Source organism: Pseudomonas sp. ADAK7, assembly GCF_012935675.1.
GTDB lineage: Bacteria > Pseudomonadota > Gammaproteobacteria > Pseudomonadales > Pseudomonadaceae > Aquipseudomonas.
The window spans coordinates 3267954-3285385 of record NZ_CP052861.1 but is presented as its reverse complement, the minus strand read 5'-3'; the positions used below and the strand labels follow the sequence as shown (position 1 = coordinate 3285385).

The 17432-nt window shown below is 59.7% G+C and carries 12 protein-coding genes; 1 reads left to right on the top strand and 11 read right to left on the bottom strand.

Annotation, left to right across the window (positions count from 1 at the left end; all coding sequences use genetic code 11):
• Positions 1-12: 12 nt before the first annotated feature.
• From HKK53_RS15340 to yaaA, 11 genes are all read right to left on the bottom strand, one after another.
• Positions 13-1188: an alginate O-acetyltransferase gene (locus tag HKK53_RS15340; RefSeq protein ID WP_169371518.1), complete on the bottom strand. Its 1176-nt coding sequence runs from the start codon at positions 1186-1188 to the stop codon at positions 13-15.
• An 11-nt stretch (positions 1189-1199) separates the two neighbouring features.
• Positions 1200-2765, bottom strand: coding sequence for an MBOAT family O-acyltransferase (locus HKK53_RS15335; RefSeq protein WP_169371517.1), 1566 nt, complete (start codon positions 2763-2765; stop codon positions 1200-1202).
• 194 nt (positions 2766-2959) lie between these two features.
• Positions 2960-4084 (bottom strand): mannuronate-specific alginate lyase, encoded by a 1125-nt coding sequence (locus HKK53_RS15330; RefSeq protein WP_169371516.1) that lies wholly within the window; start codon positions 4082-4084, stop codon positions 2960-2962.
• Between the two features lie 7 nt (positions 4085-4091).
• On the bottom strand, positions 4092-5549 hold the full coding sequence (locus HKK53_RS15325; protein WP_169371515.1) for an alginate O-acetyltransferase: 1458 nt from the start codon (positions 5547-5549) through the stop codon (positions 4092-4094).
• 10 nt (positions 5550-5559) lie between these two features.
• Positions 5560-7146, bottom strand: a complete 1587-nt coding sequence (algG, locus tag HKK53_RS15320) for a mannuronan 5-epimerase AlgG (RefSeq protein ID WP_169371514.1) — start codon at positions 7144-7146, stop codon at positions 5560-5562.
• A gap of 26 nt (positions 7147-7172) precedes the next feature.
• Positions 7173-8657: an alginate export family protein gene (locus HKK53_RS15315; protein ID WP_169371513.1), complete on the bottom strand. Its 1485-nt coding sequence runs from the start codon at positions 8655-8657 to the stop codon at positions 7173-7175.
• Positions 8654-10060 (bottom strand): alginate biosynthesis TPR repeat lipoprotein AlgK, encoded by a 1407-nt coding sequence (algK, locus tag HKK53_RS15310; RefSeq protein WP_169371512.1) that lies wholly within the window; start codon positions 10058-10060, stop codon positions 8654-8656. The genes HKK53_RS15315 and algK overlap by 4 nt, the downstream gene beginning before the upstream one ends.
• Positions 10061-10069: 9 nt before the next feature.
• Entirely contained in the window at positions 10070-11239 is a 1170-nt protein-coding gene (locus HKK53_RS15305; protein WP_169371511.1) for an alginate biosynthesis protein Alg44, read from the bottom strand.
• 36 nt (positions 11240-11275) lie between these two features.
• The gene (gene alg8 / locus HKK53_RS15300) at positions 11276-12757 is read right to left on the bottom strand and encodes a mannuronan synthase (RefSeq protein WP_429513745.1); all 1482 of its coding nucleotides are present in this window, start codon (positions 12755-12757) and stop codon (positions 11276-11278) included.
• Between the two features lie 106 nt (positions 12758-12863).
• On the bottom strand, positions 12864-14180 hold the full coding sequence (locus tag HKK53_RS15295; protein ID WP_169371509.1) for a nucleotide sugar dehydrogenase: 1317 nt from the start codon (positions 14178-14180) through the stop codon (positions 12864-12866).
• A gap of 804 nt (positions 14181-14984) precedes the next feature.
• Positions 14985-15764, bottom strand: a complete 780-nt coding sequence (yaaA, locus tag HKK53_RS15290; RefSeq protein ID WP_169371508.1) for a peroxide stress protein YaaA — start codon at positions 15762-15764, stop codon at positions 14985-14987.
• A 259-nt stretch (positions 15765-16023) separates the two neighbouring features.
• On the opposite strand from yaaA, the gene HKK53_RS15280 reads away from it, so the two are divergent.
• On the top strand, positions 16024-17148 hold the full coding sequence (locus tag HKK53_RS15280; protein WP_169371506.1) for a polysaccharide deacetylase family protein: 1125 nt from the start codon (positions 16024-16026) through the stop codon (positions 17146-17148).
• Positions 17149-17432: the final 284 nt, after the last annotated feature.

Below are 17432 nucleotides of genomic sequence, written 5' to 3'. Positions count from 1 at the left end.
TACCTCTCTCTTTCAGTTTTGCGCCCGGTCGGGCGTCTCGGATTTAGTGTTTGCGGCTACGTTTTGTTGGCGAGCGCCAGCTTCTTTGAGCTCTGCGACCCACTGCGGGTCGGCGTCACCGATTTCGTTGTTCACAGGCAGATAACGTTCAGGAAACTCCCAGATCAGCACCTGTGGCGGGCTGTTCTTGAAAGCATCACTTTTCAGGTAGCTGAGCATCGGCAGAATCGGGCCATGGCCGTCTTCGGCGTAATTGACCACGTCGCTCTTCAGCGCTTGCTTCAGCGCTCCGACGAAGTTCCAGTTCGGGTTGGCGCTGTAGCTGGTGCCAATCAGGGCCACCGGTACTTCGTTGTTGGCGAACAGGGCGTCGTCAGCGGCAGGCTGGTCGTCAGCCGCCACGGTGTTGCGCTTCTGCAGCGGCTCGGTGGCCGGCATCAGGTTTTCGAACAGCGGATCCAGCGGCAGGAACAGTCGCAGATCGCCCTTGTGGGTGACTTTTTCCGCCGGTGTCGTGACGAACTTTTGTGGTTCGCCGCTGAGCGGGGTTTTCGCGGCAATGGTCTTGGCCAGGGTTTCGGCGGCGACTTGCGCGCCTTCCGGGGTCCAGTGCGTGTCGGTGCGCAGGAACACCTGCTCACCCTTCAACTTGGCCTGATTGAACGGGCCGAGCAGGTCGGGAGCGAGGATCTTGTCGGCCGCCACACGAGCGTGGAAGTCCTGGTAGAGATTGGCGTGGATGCTCGCCGGTTTTACTTCACCCAGGTGTTCCGGGTACAGGCGAACCTTGGCCGGCACGATCGCCATCACCAGTTTCACGCCTTTGGCTTTCAACTGTTGGCGCACGCCTTCGACCAGCGCGTAGTTGCCTTGCAGGTTCAGCTCTTCGTTGACGATCGGGTTGAACTCTTCATCGCTGTACAACCACTGGTCGCGACCGAGCACCACGCCCGGACGACCTTCGTTGAACAGTTTGAAATCCAGCGCAGCCCAGAGGTTGGTGCCCAGGCGCTTGATCGGGAACTCGGCGTCGTAGTGCGTCTCCACGGCTTTGGTCCAGCGGCCGTTGAGCACCGTGGTTTCGGCACTGGTGCTGAAACCGAAGAAGCTGCGCGTGGACCACAGGCCCAGGACCAACAGCGTCACCAGGAACAGGGCGATGTAGAGAATGCGTAATGAGCGGGTCATGGTCAGATCCCTCAGAACTGGAAGTAAAGGAACGGCGAGAAGCTTTGCGCCGAGAGTTTGAAAATCGAGGCGATGAACAACACCAGCACCAGCGTGCGCATCACGTAACGCGACCAGTCAGCGGTCCAGTAGGCCGGTTGCACGGTGGCTTCAACGCCAACGGTGTAGCCCGGTTCATGGATGCTGCCCGGGTTATCGCCCGGTACGGCTTTGATCATTCCAGGGGTCGCGGTCGCCGGGCCATCGGCCTCGACATTCACGACTGGCTTGGTCTTTTCTGGCGGCAGGTTGGTGTAGAAATCACGGATGCCGAAGAACGCCAGGGTCATGTAAGCCACGACCAGGGTCGCGACTTGCAGGCCGGTGAGGCTGGCCTGGTTGAGTTCTGACAGCGACCATTCGCCGAAGCTGAACATCGCGTGGTACATGCGGCCGGCGACGTGCAGGTTTTCCGAGCGGAAGATCACCCAGCCCATCACCACCAGCAGGAAAGTCAGTGCCCAGCGGATCGGGTTGATACTGCGTGGCGAGGTGTTCAGGCCCAGGGCCTTCTCGATCGCCAGCCACATGCCGTGCCACGCACCCCAGACGATGTAGGTGATGTTCGCGCCGTGCCACAGACCACCGAGCAGCATGGTCAGGAACAGGTTGCGATAGGTCATCAGCGTGCCTTTACGGTTACCGCCCAGCGTGATGTACAGGTAGTCACGCAGCCAGGTGGACAGGCTGATGTGCCAGCGCCGCCAGAACTCGGTGATCGACTGGCTGATGTACGGCTGCTTGAAGTTTTCCATGAAGCGGAAACCCATCATCAAGCCCAGGCCGATGGCCATGTCGCTGTAGCCGGAGAAGTCGAAATACAGTTGCGCGGTGTAGGCCAGGGCGCCGAGCCAGGCATCGCCCGTGGTCGGGGCTTGCAGGGCGAAGCAATGGTCGGCCACCACCGCGAGGGTGTCGGCGATGAAGACCTTCTTGATGAAGCCCTGCATGAACCGCGTGGCACCTTCGGAGAACTTGTCGAGGGTGTGGGTGCGGTTGTTGAACTGGTCGGCGAGGTCGCGGAAACGCAACACCGGGCCGGCAATCAAGTGCGGGAAGATCGCGACGAATGCAGCGAAGTCGATCAGGTTGCGGGTCGCCGGGGTGTCACCACGGTAGACGTCGATGATGTAGCTGATGGACTCGAAGATGTAGAACGAGATCCCGATCGGCAACAGCACGTGGGTCAGGATGAACGGCGACAGACCGACCGACGTCATCATCGCGTTGATGCTGTCGACGCCGAAGTTGGCGTACTTGAAGTAGCCCAGAATGCACAGGTCGACAGCCACGCCCAGGAGCAACCAGCGTTGGGCCTGTTTGGTCCGAACGCCTGCCGCACCGACTTTGAGGCCGATCCAGTAGTTCCACAGCGTGACAGCGGCGAACAGCGCAAGGAAGTCCACGCGCCACCAGGCATAGAACACATAGCTGGCGAGCAGCAGCAGCAGGTTGCGATAGCGAATCCCGCTCAAGTAGTACATGCCGAGAAAGATCGGCAAGAACAAAAACAGGAACACATTGGACGAAAATACCATCCCGATCTCTCCATGTTTAACCAACAGTCAAGGGCCAACGGCCCCCCCAAACCCCCCACAAAAATCTGGAGAGCTACGATCGTTCCCACGCTCTGCGGGGGAACGCCTCACTGGACGCTCAGCGTCCGCTTCGGCATGTGACGCGGAGCGTCACGGGATGCATTCCCACGCGGAGCGTGGGAACGATCAATGACTCAACTGCCTTTGTTGCCTTTTTCATTCGCCGGGTCGTAGACCTTGGTCAAGTCACCACCGAGGCGGAAGGTCTTGAACGGCTGCATCTCGTGCTTTTTCTCAAGCACATCCGGCGAGCAGGTGTAGAGCGAGCAGAACGGTTCGAGCCAGGCGAATTTCGAATCGACCTTGAGGTCTTTCATGTCCTGTTCCTTGCCATTCTTCTTCTCGAACTCTTCCGGATCTTTCACCCCGGACAGCACGCGATCACCCAGGCGTTTCAGCGCGCCGTTGTTTTCCTGACGCAAATCCACACCGTTGACCAGGGCGAAACTGGCGATCATCGACAGCGGCGGCAGGGCGTAGTTGTGATAGGACAGGGCGCGTTGCTGGCGCTTGAGTTCATTCGGCAGGAAGCCCTCGGCGTCAATCTGGTTGGCGCCGACTTTGTATTCCTTCACCGACCAGTCGAACAGGTCGCGGCGGTTGGTGGCGATGGACGTTGCCATTACCGACCAGGCGGACCAGTACGAGTGATTGTTGGTTTTATCGAGCGGCAGGTTGTCCCAATCGCTGACCACCTGGTCGGCCATTTTGCTAAACCAGGCTTCGATCAACTGCGACTCTTGCTGGTGGTTGGCCAACGGATGCGAGTCGGAGAACTTCAGGCGAATGTACGCTGACGCCATGCTGCCCAAGGCCCATTTGCGCATCGACTTGCCGGTGTGGTTGAAGTCCTTGGACATCAACGCGTCAGCCTTGGCCCACGTGGTCAGCCAATTCAGCGTGCATTCGAGTTGTTCCGGGCGACCGTCACGCATGTACTGCATCACGCGCTTGCTGGTGCCGCGTTCCAGTTTGGTGATGTCGGCGGTGGTGTCGCGGAAAGCTTTTTCCGACTGCACGTTCAGGGTCGAACGGGCCTTGTCGGAACCTTCGTATTTGCTGCGAAATTGCAGCGGGCCGGTGTACGGCGTTGGCATCGCGTCACAGCCTTCGCTCTTGTCGCCGGTTTTGACTTTTTCAATCGGCGCGAAGTAGCCCTGGGGCGGGCGCAATGGCGCGGCGGCCTGGGTGGCGCCGGCGAACATTGCCAGCGTCAGCAGGGAGGGCGCGAGTAATCTTTTCAAAGTTCGGGTTTGCATATGGGCCTCATTGTCCGGCTTGAGCGGTGCGCTGCTCATTGCCAGGGAACACGTTGCGTTTGCAGATTTTCGCTTCGACTTTTTGTGGCGCGGCGCCTGCTTCAGGGCCCTGGACTTCGACGGCCAGCAGATTCTGCGAGGCCCAGTCTTCGTCCGTGCGCAACTCAAAGGCGAAACGCCCGTCGGTGTCGGAGGTTTCCGGTTTTTCGATCTTGATGTCCTCGTGGCGACCGTTCATGTACCAGAGGGTGGCTTGCAGGACTTTCACCGACGCATCGGCGAACTGGATGTCGACCTGGTGACTGCTGTTTTGCAGGTTCAGGTTCTTGCTGTTGACCATTAATTCGTTTTTGCCCGGTTTCAATGTGGCGCTACCGGTCATCTGTGTTTCCTTGCCTTCGCAACCGTTGTCCAACAGCGCCATCATCTGGCGGTAGATGGTTTCCTGGTCGAGGCGATAGAGCGGCGAGAATTCCCAGATGAGGATTTTCGGCGGCTTCTTCTGGAACTCTTCGCTGCCCAGGTACTGCAGCATCGAACCTTCCAGGCCACCGCCAGGGAATGCCACGTTGAGGATGTCGGCGCCGATGGCCTCTTCGAGGAAACCGGCGAAGTTGTAGTTCTTGCCACTGTGGCTGGTGCCGACCAGGGTGATCTCCGGATTGCCGGAGTCACTGAACAGATCGCCATCGTCCGCTTCGCCTTTGGGCTCCGTGGTGAACTGATCCATGTACTGGATCGCGTAGCTCGTGCCACAGAGTTGACCGGCCATGTTGTGTAATGTTCCGGTCTTGCCCATACGGCCCGACTTATGGCTCTCGAATTCGCGTTTCGGCACGTCGGCGAAGGCCGGCATCTGCTTGATTTGCTCACCGACGATTTTCGCCGTGCGCTGGGCGCCATACGGCGTCCAGTGTTGGTCACCGCGGAAGTAGAAATCGTGGGCCGGCAGGGTGTCGGGCAGCGATTCGTTGGTCAGCGGCGACAGGTCCGGCACGGTGTAGCCCATGGCGGCGAAACGGCCGAGCATGGTTTTGTAATTGCGCAGGGCCTTGTCGAAATCGTACTTGGCCTTGTCTTCCGGGTTGAGCTTGTTGCGGTTCACCAGGCCACGGGTCGGCTGGTAGACGACCACCAGTTCCACGCCTTTGCTCTTGAACGCATCGTGCAGTTCTTTCATGCGCTTGTAGCCGGCAGGGGAGGTGTCGAACTCGGTGCGCAAGTCTTCTTGCGTACGGAACAACCAGTCGCCCTGGGCCTGTACCAGCGTGGTGAAGTTCTGCTGATAACGGGTGGTGTAGTTCTTCGCGTCGTGGGCTTCCGGGCACAGGTTGCAGCACGGGTCGGCGCTGAAACTCGGTGCTTTGACGGCATCGGCATCGTCGGCACGGGCCCCGGCGCTGGCCGCGAGAATCCCGGCGGTCAGGGCCGACAGGCTGAGTAATTTGATCAAGTGTGGGTGCATAAAATTATCCTCAGTCCTGCATTTCGGTCTGGCGTTCGACAGGGTCGATCAGCACGGCTTTCTGCTGGCGTACCAGCAGGTCGAGAATTTCATCCTGGCGCTCGCCAAGAATCCCGTTGAAGCTGATGCCACTGGATTTGGTCGGCGCGAGCATGGACACGCGGTACAACTCGACGCTCAGCGGCGAGTCGATGGCCAGCGGTCCGCTGCCATTGCCGGCCAGTTCACCGCCGACCACGATCAGCGACACCTGGGCGTCGAACGGGTCGAGCTTGATGTCCCGGTCGGTGTCGCTCAGGTCCTTGATGTGGCCGAAGACACCGGTTAGGCCGTTGGCCATGGCGAGGTTTTCGTAGAGGCGAATGTTCACGCTGTTACGAATCCGGATGCCGTGGCGCTTGTTGCCCATCACCTTGTTGCCCCACAGCAGATTGTCGGCACTCTCGTAGAGGGTGATGCCGTCGGTGTGGTTCTTGTAGATCTCGTTGTAGGCGATCAGGTTGTTCACGCTGTTACGGTCGATCACCAGGCCCGACAACTTGTTGTCGTAGCTGCGGTTGTTGAAGATGAAGCTGTCGTTGACCTCACGGGAAATGATGATCCCGTGCTTCTTCTTGGTCCCGTGTACGGTGTTGTCCGCGATGATCAGGCCGTGGGAACGGTCATGCGGGTCAATGCCGTAGACGATGTTGTCTTTGTAGGTGTTGCCCTTGACCACGAAGTCGCGGGTTTCGTAGCAGTAGAAGCCGTACCACATGTCCGAGAACTCGGAGCCGACGATCCAGCCGGTCGGTTCAGGGCGCTTGAGCACCTTGGCCATGTTCGGCGTGTACTGGGAAATACTCACGCCGTAGGACTTACTGTTGGCGTAGCCGAAACTGGCGATCTTGCTGTTGGCGATGTAGGTCTCGGTGCCGCCCCAGGACAGCAGGAACGGACGGAATTCCTTCGGCGTCTTGAACAGCGCCGGGCCGTTGTTCTTCTCGCTCCACCCAGTGATTTTGGTATCACGCACGAACAACTGGCCGTCGTTGACCATGAACGCACCGGCCTCTTGGGACAGACGCAATTCCTGGGTTTGCTGGTCGATTTCGAGGATGCCCTTGCGGCCAACCACGATCGGCAACTTCGCCAGGTACACGCCTGGCGAAGGCTCGCTGATGTACTTCGGTTCTTTCTTGGCCAGGTCCTTGAGGTTCATGTAGCCGTCGTCGACGAAGATCGCCTGCGGGATGCCGTGCTGACGCACTACCCACTCGGCCATCTTGTTGTCGCCGCCGATGAAGTCCTTCAAGGCGTCTTCCTGCATCATCCGGCGCACGCTGGCCTTGCCCGGTTTGGTGCGCACCACTTTTGCCGCGATGGCTTCGGCGGTGTAGCCGGACGTGTCCGGCAGCGTCGGCTTGGCCAGGTTCAGCGGCTCGGTCGGTGCGCTGCTGACGGTGTAGGTCTTGGCTTGTTGCAGCCCCTTGGCCAGGGTGCTCGGTTGGCCTTTTTGCACAGGCACCACCGGCTCCGCACTGGCGAAGGCGACCGAGCTGGCCAGCAGCATCGCGCCGGCCAGCAACGAGATCGAACCTCTCTTCGGATAGGTCATGTCGGGCACTCCTTTGGCGGCTCGCATCAGAAGCGCCAGATCACGTCGATGAACGCGCGGTGCATGTACGAATCGACTTCTTTGCCGTAGGCATCGCCGGGCTTGAACACACCGCCACGGAAACGCACCAGGGCCGAAGGCTCATCGATCGACTGGCTCAAAGCGGCAGGCAACAGCCCTTGCTTGAAGTACTTGGTGACCACCAGGTCCATTTCCTGACCGAGGTCCTTGTTGCCATCTTGCAGCGGCAGGGAGGTGCTGGAGAGGATCGCGCCGGTGGCGTCGTCGGTGTTGTTCTCGACGGCGTTGATACCGTTGCTGCCCACCGGCTTGCTGCCGTCCACACGCCAGAACTTGTGGTACACGAGGCTGGCGTCGTATTCGTCGTTGAGCATCCACGAACCGAACAGGGTCGCGGTTTGCATGTTGTTCATTTCGCCGCGGAAGGCTTCGCCGAAACGGTGAACCCGCGAGCGAGTACCGGTGTAGTTCGAGCGGTTGCTTTCCAGGCCGTTCTGTTGGTAATCGGCGCTGGCGCGGGCATAGGCTGCACCGACTTGCCATTGCGGATCGAGGCGCAGGCGCAGGCCGACATCGGTGGCCCAGCCGTTGAGGTCTTCACCGGTCTTGGCTTCGGTCGGGCGGGTGCCATCGGCGTTGAGCGCGTTGACCGTGTCGGTGTCGCCGCTCATACCGGTGATGCTGCCCCAGTAGTTGACGGTGTTGGTGTTGCGCCAGTTGTAGGCGTCGCTGTCGGCGGTGAGGCCGAGCCAGCTGATGTCGCCATTCTGTTTCTTGTCCAGCGAGTCGCCGGCTACACCCGGTTCCGGGTAGTCGAGCTTGCCGTCATCGTGGGTGTGATGACCACGGATGCCGACCCAATTGCCCGGGGTCCACTGATACGCCGCATCGGCGTAGGCGTGCAGGCGATCCTTGTCTTTGGGCGCCAGTTCTTTCAAGTCGGTGCGGTATTCGCTGAAGCGTTCGGCAACACCGGCGTTGGCGCGCAACAGGGTGGTGTCGAAGGTCCAGTTCAGGGCTTCGATGTTGGCGTCGCGGAACTGCCCGTCTTCATTGCGCAGGCGTTGACGACCGAGCTTGAGCATCTCGCCAGGGTATGGCGTGAGGCCGCTGTAGCCGACCCAGAACTCGCGCATGGCCAGGTAGTTTTTCTTCGACTTGCGATCACCGTTATCGGTGGCCTGAGTGGTGTCGTCGGCCTGTTGCAAGGTGTCGGTTTCGATGATGTCGGTAGACGTCACCGCCTGACCCATCGCATAAGCGCTCCACGCGCCGCTTTCACCGTAGACCCACGGACGCAGGTCGAGGCCCAGGCCATTGACGTCGCCGCCCTTGGCTGTACCGAGGTCGGCGTCGTCTTCAGACTGGCCGGTGACTTTCACTTCAAGACCGTAGTTCTTGGCTTCGGTCATCGCTGCCAGGGTCGGACACGACCACAGCAGGGCGAATGTCAGGCCAATACCGGCCTTCACGAATGGATTGAGCTTCATAGTGTTTCCTCGCCGTCTTCTTCTTGCAGGGCATGCAAATCCAGCTTGTTCTGGCTCGAGGAACCACGAACGGCCTGTTCTTGTTTCAACAGGCGTTGGGCCTCGGCGAGCTGGGCAGGCGGCAGTTGGGCTTCGAGTGTTGTCGCAAGCTCATTGGCTTGCGGGGTGTCCTGAGCCTTGGCCAGCTGGCTGAAGACGTAAGCGTTGACCGGGTTGGGCTTGGTGCCCTTGCCTTGGGAAAACAGCTGGGCGATGGCGAAGTCGGCGCTGTTCTGGCCGTTGCGCGCAGCGGTCAGCAGGTGATCCAGAGCCTTCTGGGAATAGACCTTGCCCAGGTAGCCACGACGGTAAATCTGGCCGAGGTAGTAATCGGCGGCCACTTCCCGGCCCACGGCTTTCTGGAAGTGTTCTTCGGCGACCTTGGCGTCGGCCGGCACCCATTTGCCTTCGTAGTAGAGCTTGCCCAGCAACAGTTCGGCGCGGGGTTGATCCGCGGCGCGACCGTTGTCCAGGTACTTCATCATTTTGTCGACGTCACCCAGTTCCGGGAAGTCGTAGAGCAGTTGCGCCAGGCTGACCCAGGAAGCGGGGTAGCCAGGGGCGATGTCTTCGAGCAGGGACTGCGCGGTTTTCTCGTCGGTCTTGCCCAGGGTCGCATCACCCAGGACGCGAGCGACGCTGTCGACGCGTTGAGCGCTAACGGTGCCGCGAGTGTGAGCGGCTTGCATCTGCTTGATCAGCTCGGCGGTTTGCTCTGGCTTGGCTTGTTTCTGATAAACCGTGGCCAGCTCGACGTAGCAGATGTCGGTGGTGTTCAACGCGGCTTTGCAGATGGTTTCCACTTCGTCCAGGTGCTGGTCGTAAGTGCCTTGGGTGCGATAGAGCAGCACTTGGGCCAGGCCCGCTTCCGGCTTGCCTTCGGCGCGCCACTTACTGATTTGCTGCTGGGCGTTGACGTTCGGGAAACTGTGCGGGTATTGCAGGTACAGCATCGCCAGCGGAATCAGCGTGTTGCCTTCGCCATTGGCGCCGGCTTTTTTCAACAGGCCTTCGGCTTCGTGCTGTTCGGCTTCGGTGGAACCGGGCTTGGCCACCAGCAGGCGACCGAGGCGAGCCTGGGCTCGCGGCGAGACATCGACCGCGGCGCGGTAAGTCGCCTCGGCCTGTTTCATCTGCGCCGGGTCACGGCTGTCGACCTGGATATCGGCGAGGCCAACCTGTGCTTCGCTGTAGCCCAGGTCTGCCAGTTGCTGGTAGTTCTGCTGAGCCAGCGCGGTGTCGCCGCGCTTGAGCGCTTCGTTCGCCAGGCGTTGGTCGGGCAGGCCGGCGCAACCGGCCAGGGCAATTGCCATGGCCAGCGTCAGCGGGACCGGCAGGATTCTGAGTGGGCTCGTCACAGGCATGTCCTCTGCTTAAATACCGGCGGCCATGGCTTTGTCGATCAGCCAGTTCAGGTTCGGGCCACGATTGCTGTTCACTTCCACCGGGCGACCGGCGAAGGTGCTGTTCAGCGGCTCGTCAGGCTTGATCTGGACGCGGATGTCGGAAGACAGGTCGGCACTTTTCAGGCTGGTGCTGCTGACGATCTTGCCGGTGCGAGTCTTGTCTTCGCCGGCGATTTCGAAGGTCACCGGTGCGCCTGGACGCACGTCGGCGAACTGGCGATAAGTGAAGCGTGCGTCGATGTTGGCTTCGCTGTTACGCGGCACCAGGGTGAAGATCACGTCGCCCTTGCTGGCGTACTGACCGTTGGCAACCAGTTGCTGGGCCACGGTGCAATCGCACGGCGAGGTCAGGGTGCCGGTCATTTGCTTGCCGAACAGTTCTTCAACCTTGGCCGGTTGCAACTGGTCTTCGTCCAGATGGCCCTTGAGGACATCGAGCATGCTGGTGCTGAAGGTCGCCAGCGGGGCGCCTTTGGCGGCGATGCCGTCGTCTTTGATCAGGCTCTGCACGGTGCCGTCGCGGGGCATGGTGATGTTCATGCCCGGGACGCTGACGATGCCGGCCTGTGCATGGCTGACGAAGTACATGCCGTACACCGACTTGAAGATGAAACCGAACGCCGCGAGGCCAACGAGGAAAATCGCGAAGCTGAAGGTCACCGCACGCAGACGACCGAACGGGGTCATGCCGTGGCCGCCATCCTTGACCTTGCGCGCCTTGGTGAAGTTGTCGCGCTGCAGGGTCGCCAGCACTTCACCCATGCTGACGATGTCGCCGGCCAGGTGAGAGGTGATCAAGTGACGCAGGGTCGAGATGTCTTGCGATTCCAGGTTCTGGAACTGGCAACCGACGCGACCGGTCGGGCGATCGAAGGAGCGGACTTGCAATTCCACGTCCATGGCCAGGCCAAGGTTATCGATGACGAATTGCAGGCGAGCCTTGTACACCTCACCGATTTTCAGTGGCAACTGACCGGCGTTGAACGCCAGGCCGCCAGCGGACAGGTCGATGACCCGGGCATCTACCGGAGTCCGGTCAGGGCCGAAGAACCGCAGCTTGGCCGGGATTTTCACTCGGGCATGTTGGCGCTGGGCTTCGGATTCGTGCACTACGTTGGCGTTGACGGCGGTATTCATAGGGGCAATGTCCTGGTTAATTCAATAAGGGGGCGGTCAGACCATCATCAGCAACACGGCGACGAAAACGCTGCCGGCGGAGAAGGTCATGGTCCGAGACGACCAGGTGTTGAACCAACGTTGAAAGCTGGCGAGATCACGGGTCAATTTGGTGTCCTGGCGAGTCCAGGATTGTTGGTCGAGGCGGAAGAACACGTAGATCTTCACCAGCGCGCCGACGATCTGGTTGTAATAGAGAATCATCGGGTAGGCCGGGCCGATCCGGTGACCGGAGCACGACAGCAGCAAGGTCAGGATCAGGCGGGTGAGGCCGATCCACAGCAGGTACGCGAGGATGAACGCGGCGCCGTACTTGAAGCTGGCGATGATCGCCACCGTCAGGCCGAGCAAGGACGTCCACATCGACACACGCTGATCGAACAGCACTACCGAGGTGAACAGGCCTAGGCGTTTCATCCCCAGGCCCAGAGCGCGGGAGTTCTGGCGCAGGTTGTTGCCGTACCAGCGGAACATCAGTTTGCGGCTGGCCTTGATGAAGCTTTTTTCCGGCGGGTGTTCCACGGTGTGGATCGCCGCGTCGGGGACGTAGAAGGTGTCGTAGCCCAGGCGCATCAGGCTGAACCAGCTCGACTTGTCGTCACCGGTGAGGAACTTGAAGCGGCCCAGGCGCCAGTGTTGCAGCGAGTCGCTTTCCACGTCGGCGATGAAGTCCGGGTCAGTCACCACGGTGGCGCGGAATACCGACATCCGTCCGGTCATGGTCAGCACGCGCTTGGACAGGGCCATCGAGCACATGTTGATGTGGCGTTGGGCGAAGCGCAGTTTGTGCCATTCGGCCATGACGTAGCCGCCGCGCACTTCGCAGAACTCGTTGGTGGTCAGGCCGCCGACATTGCCGAACAGCTGGAACCACGGCACGGTCTTGAGCACGACGCCGGGAGCGAGCACGGTGTCGCCATCGATCACTGCAACCACTGCGCGGTCATCCGGCAGGTGGCGGGAGATGGCGCGGAAACCGTAGGCCAGGCCATCGCGCTTGCCGGTGCCGGGAATACGCACGAAGTCGAGCTTGACCCGATCCGGCGGATTCATCCGGGACCAGAGGCTCTTGACCAGCTTCTCATCGGACATTTCCACGATGGAGCAGACCATGGTGGTCGGCAGGCCGCAGTCGATCGCTTCGCGAATCACCGAGGCGTAGACCTGGGCGGTGGTCAGGGCGTCGATGCGGAAGCTGGTGACCATCAGGAACACATGGGACGGGTCTGCCGCTTTACCCAGCTTGCGCACTTTGCGCCGCAGGTGCGGGTAGACCACGTACAGGAACAGCATGCCGCGAAAAAAGTGCGTGGCACCCATCGAGTAACGCCAGATCCCGATGAAACCGATCAGGAAAATGAAGTCCTTCGACTCGGAGTCGAACGTGGACGAAGGCAACGCCATGGCGATGCCCATCAATAAACTTAGGTAAAACAGCCAACCGGCGGCCTGAAGTAGGCCGTGCTTTAGCCTGTGCATAATCTGCATCCGTCTCTATCTCGGGCGAGCCTGTTGGGTGGCCCGATGGGGTTAAGGCAGGCGAAAGTCCGGCCGGGGGTTGAAATCCCCCGGCCGGAAAATTGACTTACCAGCAGATGCCTTCGGTGCGACCGGTGACGCTGGTGGCTTTGGACATGAAGCCGACCAGGTCGATCACTTGCTTGCCGTGTGGAGCCTGTTCCGCCAGGGCGCGGAATTTCTCGTCACGGTTGCCGAGGATGATCACGTCGGAGTTGTTGATCACGTCGTCGAAGTCGGAGTTGAGCAAGGACGAGACGTGCGGGATCTTCGACTCGATGTAATCCTTGTTCGCGCCGTGGACACGGGCGTACTCGACGTTGCTGTCGTAGATGCTCAGGTCGTAGCCCTTGCCGATCAGCATTTCCGCCAGGTCTACCAGTGGGCTTTCGCGCAGGTCATCGGTGCCGGCCTTGAAGCTCAGGCCCAGCAGGGCGACTTTGCGTTTGTCGTGGCTGGAGACGATGTCGAACGCGTTCTGCACTTGCGACACGTTGCTGCGCATCAGCGAGTTGAGCAGCGGCGCATCGACGTCCAGGGAACCGGCACGGAAGGTCAGGGCACGCACGTCTTTCGGCAGGCAAGAGCCGCCGAACGCGAAGCCTGGACGCATGTAGTACTGCGACAGGTTCAGGGTTTTGTCCTGGCAGACGACTTCCATCACTTCACGACCATCGACGCCGACTGCCTTGGCGATGTTGCCGATCTCGTTGGCGAAGGTCACCTTGGTGGCGTGCCACACGTTGCAGGTGTACTTGATCATCTCGGCGACGGCGATGTCCTTGCGGATGATCGGTGCGTCGAGCTCTTCGTACAGGGCTTGCAGCACGTCGCCGCTGGCCTTGTCGAATTCGCCGATGACGGTCATCGGTGGCAGGTCGTAGTCGGCGATCGCGGTGCTTTCACGCAGGAACTCAGGGTTGACCGCCACACCGAAGTCGACGCCGGCTTTCTTGCCGGAGCAGTCTTCGAGAATCGGGATGACAACGTTTGCGACCGTGCCCGGCAATACGGTGCTGCGAACCACGATGGTGTGGCGGGTGGTCTTGTCGCGCAGGACAAAACCGATCTCGCGGCACACGGCCTCGATGTAGTTCAGTTCCAGGTCGCCGTTCTTCTTGCTCGGCGTACCGACGCAGATCATCGACAGGTCGGTGTCGCGAATCGCTTCGGCGAAGTTGGTCGTGCCGCGCAGTTTGCCCGTCTCGATACCCTTCTGCAGAAGCTCGCCCAGACCCGGTTCAACGATCGGCGATTTGCCGGCGTTGATCATATCGATCTTGTCTTTGGCCACATCGACGCCAATGACGTCATGGCCACGTGCAGACAGGCAACCGGCACATACTGCACCGACGTAACCCAAACCAAATATGCTGATGCGCATCGCATTTACCTCTGTAATTATCAAGCCATTAGATGGCCGGAGTTAATGGTGTTCAGCGGTCGTAGTGCACTCGCAAGTGCAGCCTTACAGGCGCCACAATGCAGCGTGCAGGCATACTAAGTTCCGAGTGACTAAATAAGTGCACTCAAGATGTGCGCAACTAGGCCTTATTATTGTGATGTGCCCTGTTATGCATCCTGTCCCCTGTTCAGGGGGCGTTGGTGCAAAGGTCTTGCGCGCTCAATGCCAGGCGTGAGGCCCGTAAATCAAGCGGTTGGGTGCTCGGGAGAGCACGTTTATAGGGGCGCTGCCTTGGCCGTATAGGGGATAGTAATGGTGCGTATCTCCTGTCCTATATGTCTTGCCCAAATAAGAGGCCATTAAGCAGAAGTTAGTGTGACAACTTGGCTACATGGTTCTCGTCTCTGCGTAAGTTATCTCCTACACATTCAAGAAGAATCGTTACCGGTGGTATGAGCGACGCATTTGGACATAGTTCCTGTCCGCCCATCGCGAATTCTGAAATTTCTTGAAATATTGAGAAAGATGGCACTGCTTTCAAACTGATAGCACTTGCCGTTTGGCCCTTTATATATAGGGTGATTATCGAATTGGATGGGTAAGTGCCACTATTGTTAAAAAATGTCAGTGCCACTACTGAAAAAAATCACGATTGTCGAGTGAAACAAAAGTTAGAAATCGCAGTGATGTATTTTTGGCGCCAATGAACTGGCGAAACAGGCGGGGAATTGTTGGACGATCAAACAGCGCGCACGACCGGCGGTCGTGCGCCGAAAGTGTGCATTACTCGGGAGCGTGATCGCGCAAGAACACCAGATTGTCCGGCTTGGACTGTTCGGCGCTGTAGCGGTAACCCTGGACATCGAATTGCTTGAGGTCGGCCGGGTCGTTGATGCGCTCTTCGATGACGAAACGGCTCATCATCCCGCGAGCCTTCTTCGCATAGAAGCTGATGATTTTGTACTGGCCGTTTTTCAGGTCCTTGAAATCGGTATTGATGATGCGCGCGTTCAGGGCGTTGCGTTTGACCGCCGAGAAGTACTCGTTGGAGGCCAGGTTCAGCAGCACGTCGTCACCTTGATCGGCCAGCGCTTCATTCAGCCATTCGCTGATCCGCGTGCCCCAGAAGGCGTACAGGTCCTTGCCACGGGCATTGGCCAGCTTGGTGCCCATCTCCAACCGATACGGCTGCATCAGGTCCAGCGGGCGCAGCAGGCCGTAGAGGCCGGACAGCATGCGCAAATGCTGCTGGGCGTAATCGAAATCGGCTTCGCTGAAGGTTTGCGCGTTCAGGCCGGTATAGACGTCGCCCTTGAAGGCCAACAGCGCCTGCTTGGCGTTTTCCGGGGTGAACGCAGGCGTCCAGCTGCCGAAACGCGCGGCGTTGAGTCCACCGATCTTGTCGGAGACGTGCATCAACTCGCTGATCTGCGCCGGCGTAAGGTCGCGCAGTTGCATGATCAGCTCCTGGGAATGGTCCAGGTATTGCGGCTGAGTGAAGCGCTGGGTCGCCGGCGGTGTTTCGTAATCGAGGGTCTTGGCGGGGGAAATCACCATCAGCATGAAGTCGTCTCCTTTAATCGTGGGGGCGATTCTAGGGGGTTGTCCGTGTTGACTCCAGCTATCAAGTCCATAGGTGATCGGTGGTTTACACAGATGATCGTTCCCACGCCTTGCGTGGGAATGCAGCCAGTGACGCTCCGCGTCACCGCCAAAGCGGACGCGGAGCGTCCGGGGAGGCGTTACCACGCAGAGCGTGGGAACGATCATGTCGGCGGGATCAGCTATAGTGCCGCGCGGGTTTTGTTATGGAGACATCCCATTGCGTATCGTTCTTTTATTCTCGGCCTGGCTCTTGAGCTTCGGTGCCCTGGCGGCGCCCGGTGATGTGGCAACGTTGGACCGCAGCACCTGGCCGGAACAGCTCACCAGCCCGACCCTGTTCGACGTCGCGTCCCGCGCCGAAATCCTCATGTTCGCCCGGGTGCTGCTGGCCAGCGAATCCCTGGATGAAGCGGGCCTGGCCCAGCGCCTGGGCCTGCGCACGATCAATCTGGACTCGATCAACAGCCTGCGCGCGCGCATGTGGCAGCGCTTGTTGACCAACTACAACTTCGCCCAGCAGAGCTGCGATCAGGATGCGTCGTTCTGTTTCCTGGTCGAAGACCTGCCGACCCTGCGCGAGCAAGCGGCCAAGTTCGTGGTCAGTGACGACAGCTTCTATATCAAGTGGTCCGAGCCGAGCCGCCTGTTTCACGCCCAATACCTCGACGAGCAGTTGCGCAAGGCCGCGCTGTTTCCGCAAACCAGCAGTGAAGTCGATCGTTTTGGCGACTATGAGCGCAACGGCGACGAGATGCATGACCGGCTGTTTCTGCTGACGTTCGACAGTGCCGCCAATGCCGGGCCGGACAACACCGGGTGGGTGACCGAGTACCTGCGCAAGTCGAACATGAATGGCACCTTCTTCGTGCTTGGCAAGGATATCCAGGCGCGGTTGGCCGATCGTTCGGTGGCGAGCCTGCAAGCCATGTATTCGCAGCAATGCCTCGGCGTGCAGGGCTGGGAGTTCCGCTCCCACAGCCATTGGCAGGATTGGCAGGACTCGGTGCGGCGCAGTGCCGATCTGGTCAAGAGCAAGCTGCCGGAGAACTACGTGCCGCTGTTTCGTCCGCCCGATGGTCAGCGGCGTTCCGATGCCCAGGGCTTCTTCGAGTCCCAGGGTTTGCAGGTGGCCTTGTGGGACATCGATCCCCAGGACGGCGCCGGCAAGCTCAAGGGCGCTCAAAGCGCGCAACGGGTGCTGACCCTGATGCTGTTATGGCGCCACGGCGTGATCAATTTCAATGTGAAGCAGGATGCGCTGAAAACGTCGATGCCCTGGCTCATTACGCAAACGACGCAAAGCGGGATCGGTTGGGAAGACTGTCAGGACGCGTTTCGCTGAAATCGTGAAAAGCCCGGAAACGTTGGGGCTGAGGGCAGTGTGGGGTGATTTCGGGAGGAATTTCGATGCAGGCGGACTTCCGACTTTAACGGCACAATGCCTGCACGCCAAGGGCTATTCGTCACTCTGAAAAATAAACTTCAAAAAAACGTCAAAGTGCTTTTTTCTGTCATGGGTTTTGGAGTATTACGAAGACAGACCGCCGAAACCTGCAACACAGGTGGCGTCTTCCAAGACCCAACTTGTTCGCAGTTCACTTGAATTCTCGCAGGTGAATTCGGTGG

What these genes read in the sequence shown, in the direction of transcription:
- HKK53_RS15305 (WP_169371511.1), bottom strand. Translation starts at nt 11,239, where the DNA reads ATGAATACCGCCGTCAACGCCAACGTAGTGCACGAATCCGAAGCCCAG.
- HKK53_RS15335 (WP_169371517.1), bottom strand. Translation starts at nt 2,765, where the DNA reads ATGGTATTTTCGTCCAATGTGTTCCTGTTTTTGTTCTTGCCGATCTTT.
- HKK53_RS15315 (WP_169371513.1), bottom strand. Translation starts at nt 8,657, where the DNA reads ATGAAGCTCAATCCATTCGTGAAGGCCGGTATTGGCCTGACATTCGCC.
- HKK53_RS15325 (WP_169371515.1), bottom strand. Translation starts at nt 5,549, where the DNA reads ATGCACCCACACTTGATCAAATTACTCAGCCTGTCGGCCCTGACCGCC.
- algG (WP_169371514.1), bottom strand. Translation starts at nt 7,146, where the DNA reads ATGACCTATCCGAAGAGAGGTTCGATCTCGTTGCTGGCCGGCGCGATG.
- algK (WP_169371512.1), bottom strand. Translation starts at nt 10,060, where the DNA reads ATGCCTGTGACGAGCCCACTCAGAATCCTGCCGGTCCCGCTGACGCTG.
- alg8 (WP_429513745.1), bottom strand. Translation starts at nt 12,757, where the DNA reads ATGCACAGGCTAAAGCACGGCCTACTTCAGGCCGCCGGTTGGCTGTTT.
- HKK53_RS15340 (WP_169371518.1), bottom strand. Translation starts at nt 1,188, where the DNA reads ATGACCCGCTCATTACGCATTCTCTACATCGCCCTGTTCCTGGTGACG.
- yaaA (WP_169371508.1), bottom strand. Translation starts at nt 15,764, where the DNA reads ATGCTGATGGTGATTTCCCCCGCCAAGACCCTCGATTACGAAACACCG.
- HKK53_RS15295 (WP_169371509.1), bottom strand. Translation starts at nt 14,180, where the DNA reads ATGCGCATCAGCATATTTGGTTTGGGTTACGTCGGTGCAGTATGTGCC.
- HKK53_RS15330 (WP_169371516.1), bottom strand. Translation starts at nt 4,084, where the DNA reads ATGCAAACCCGAACTTTGAAAAGATTACTCGCGCCCTCCCTGCTGACG.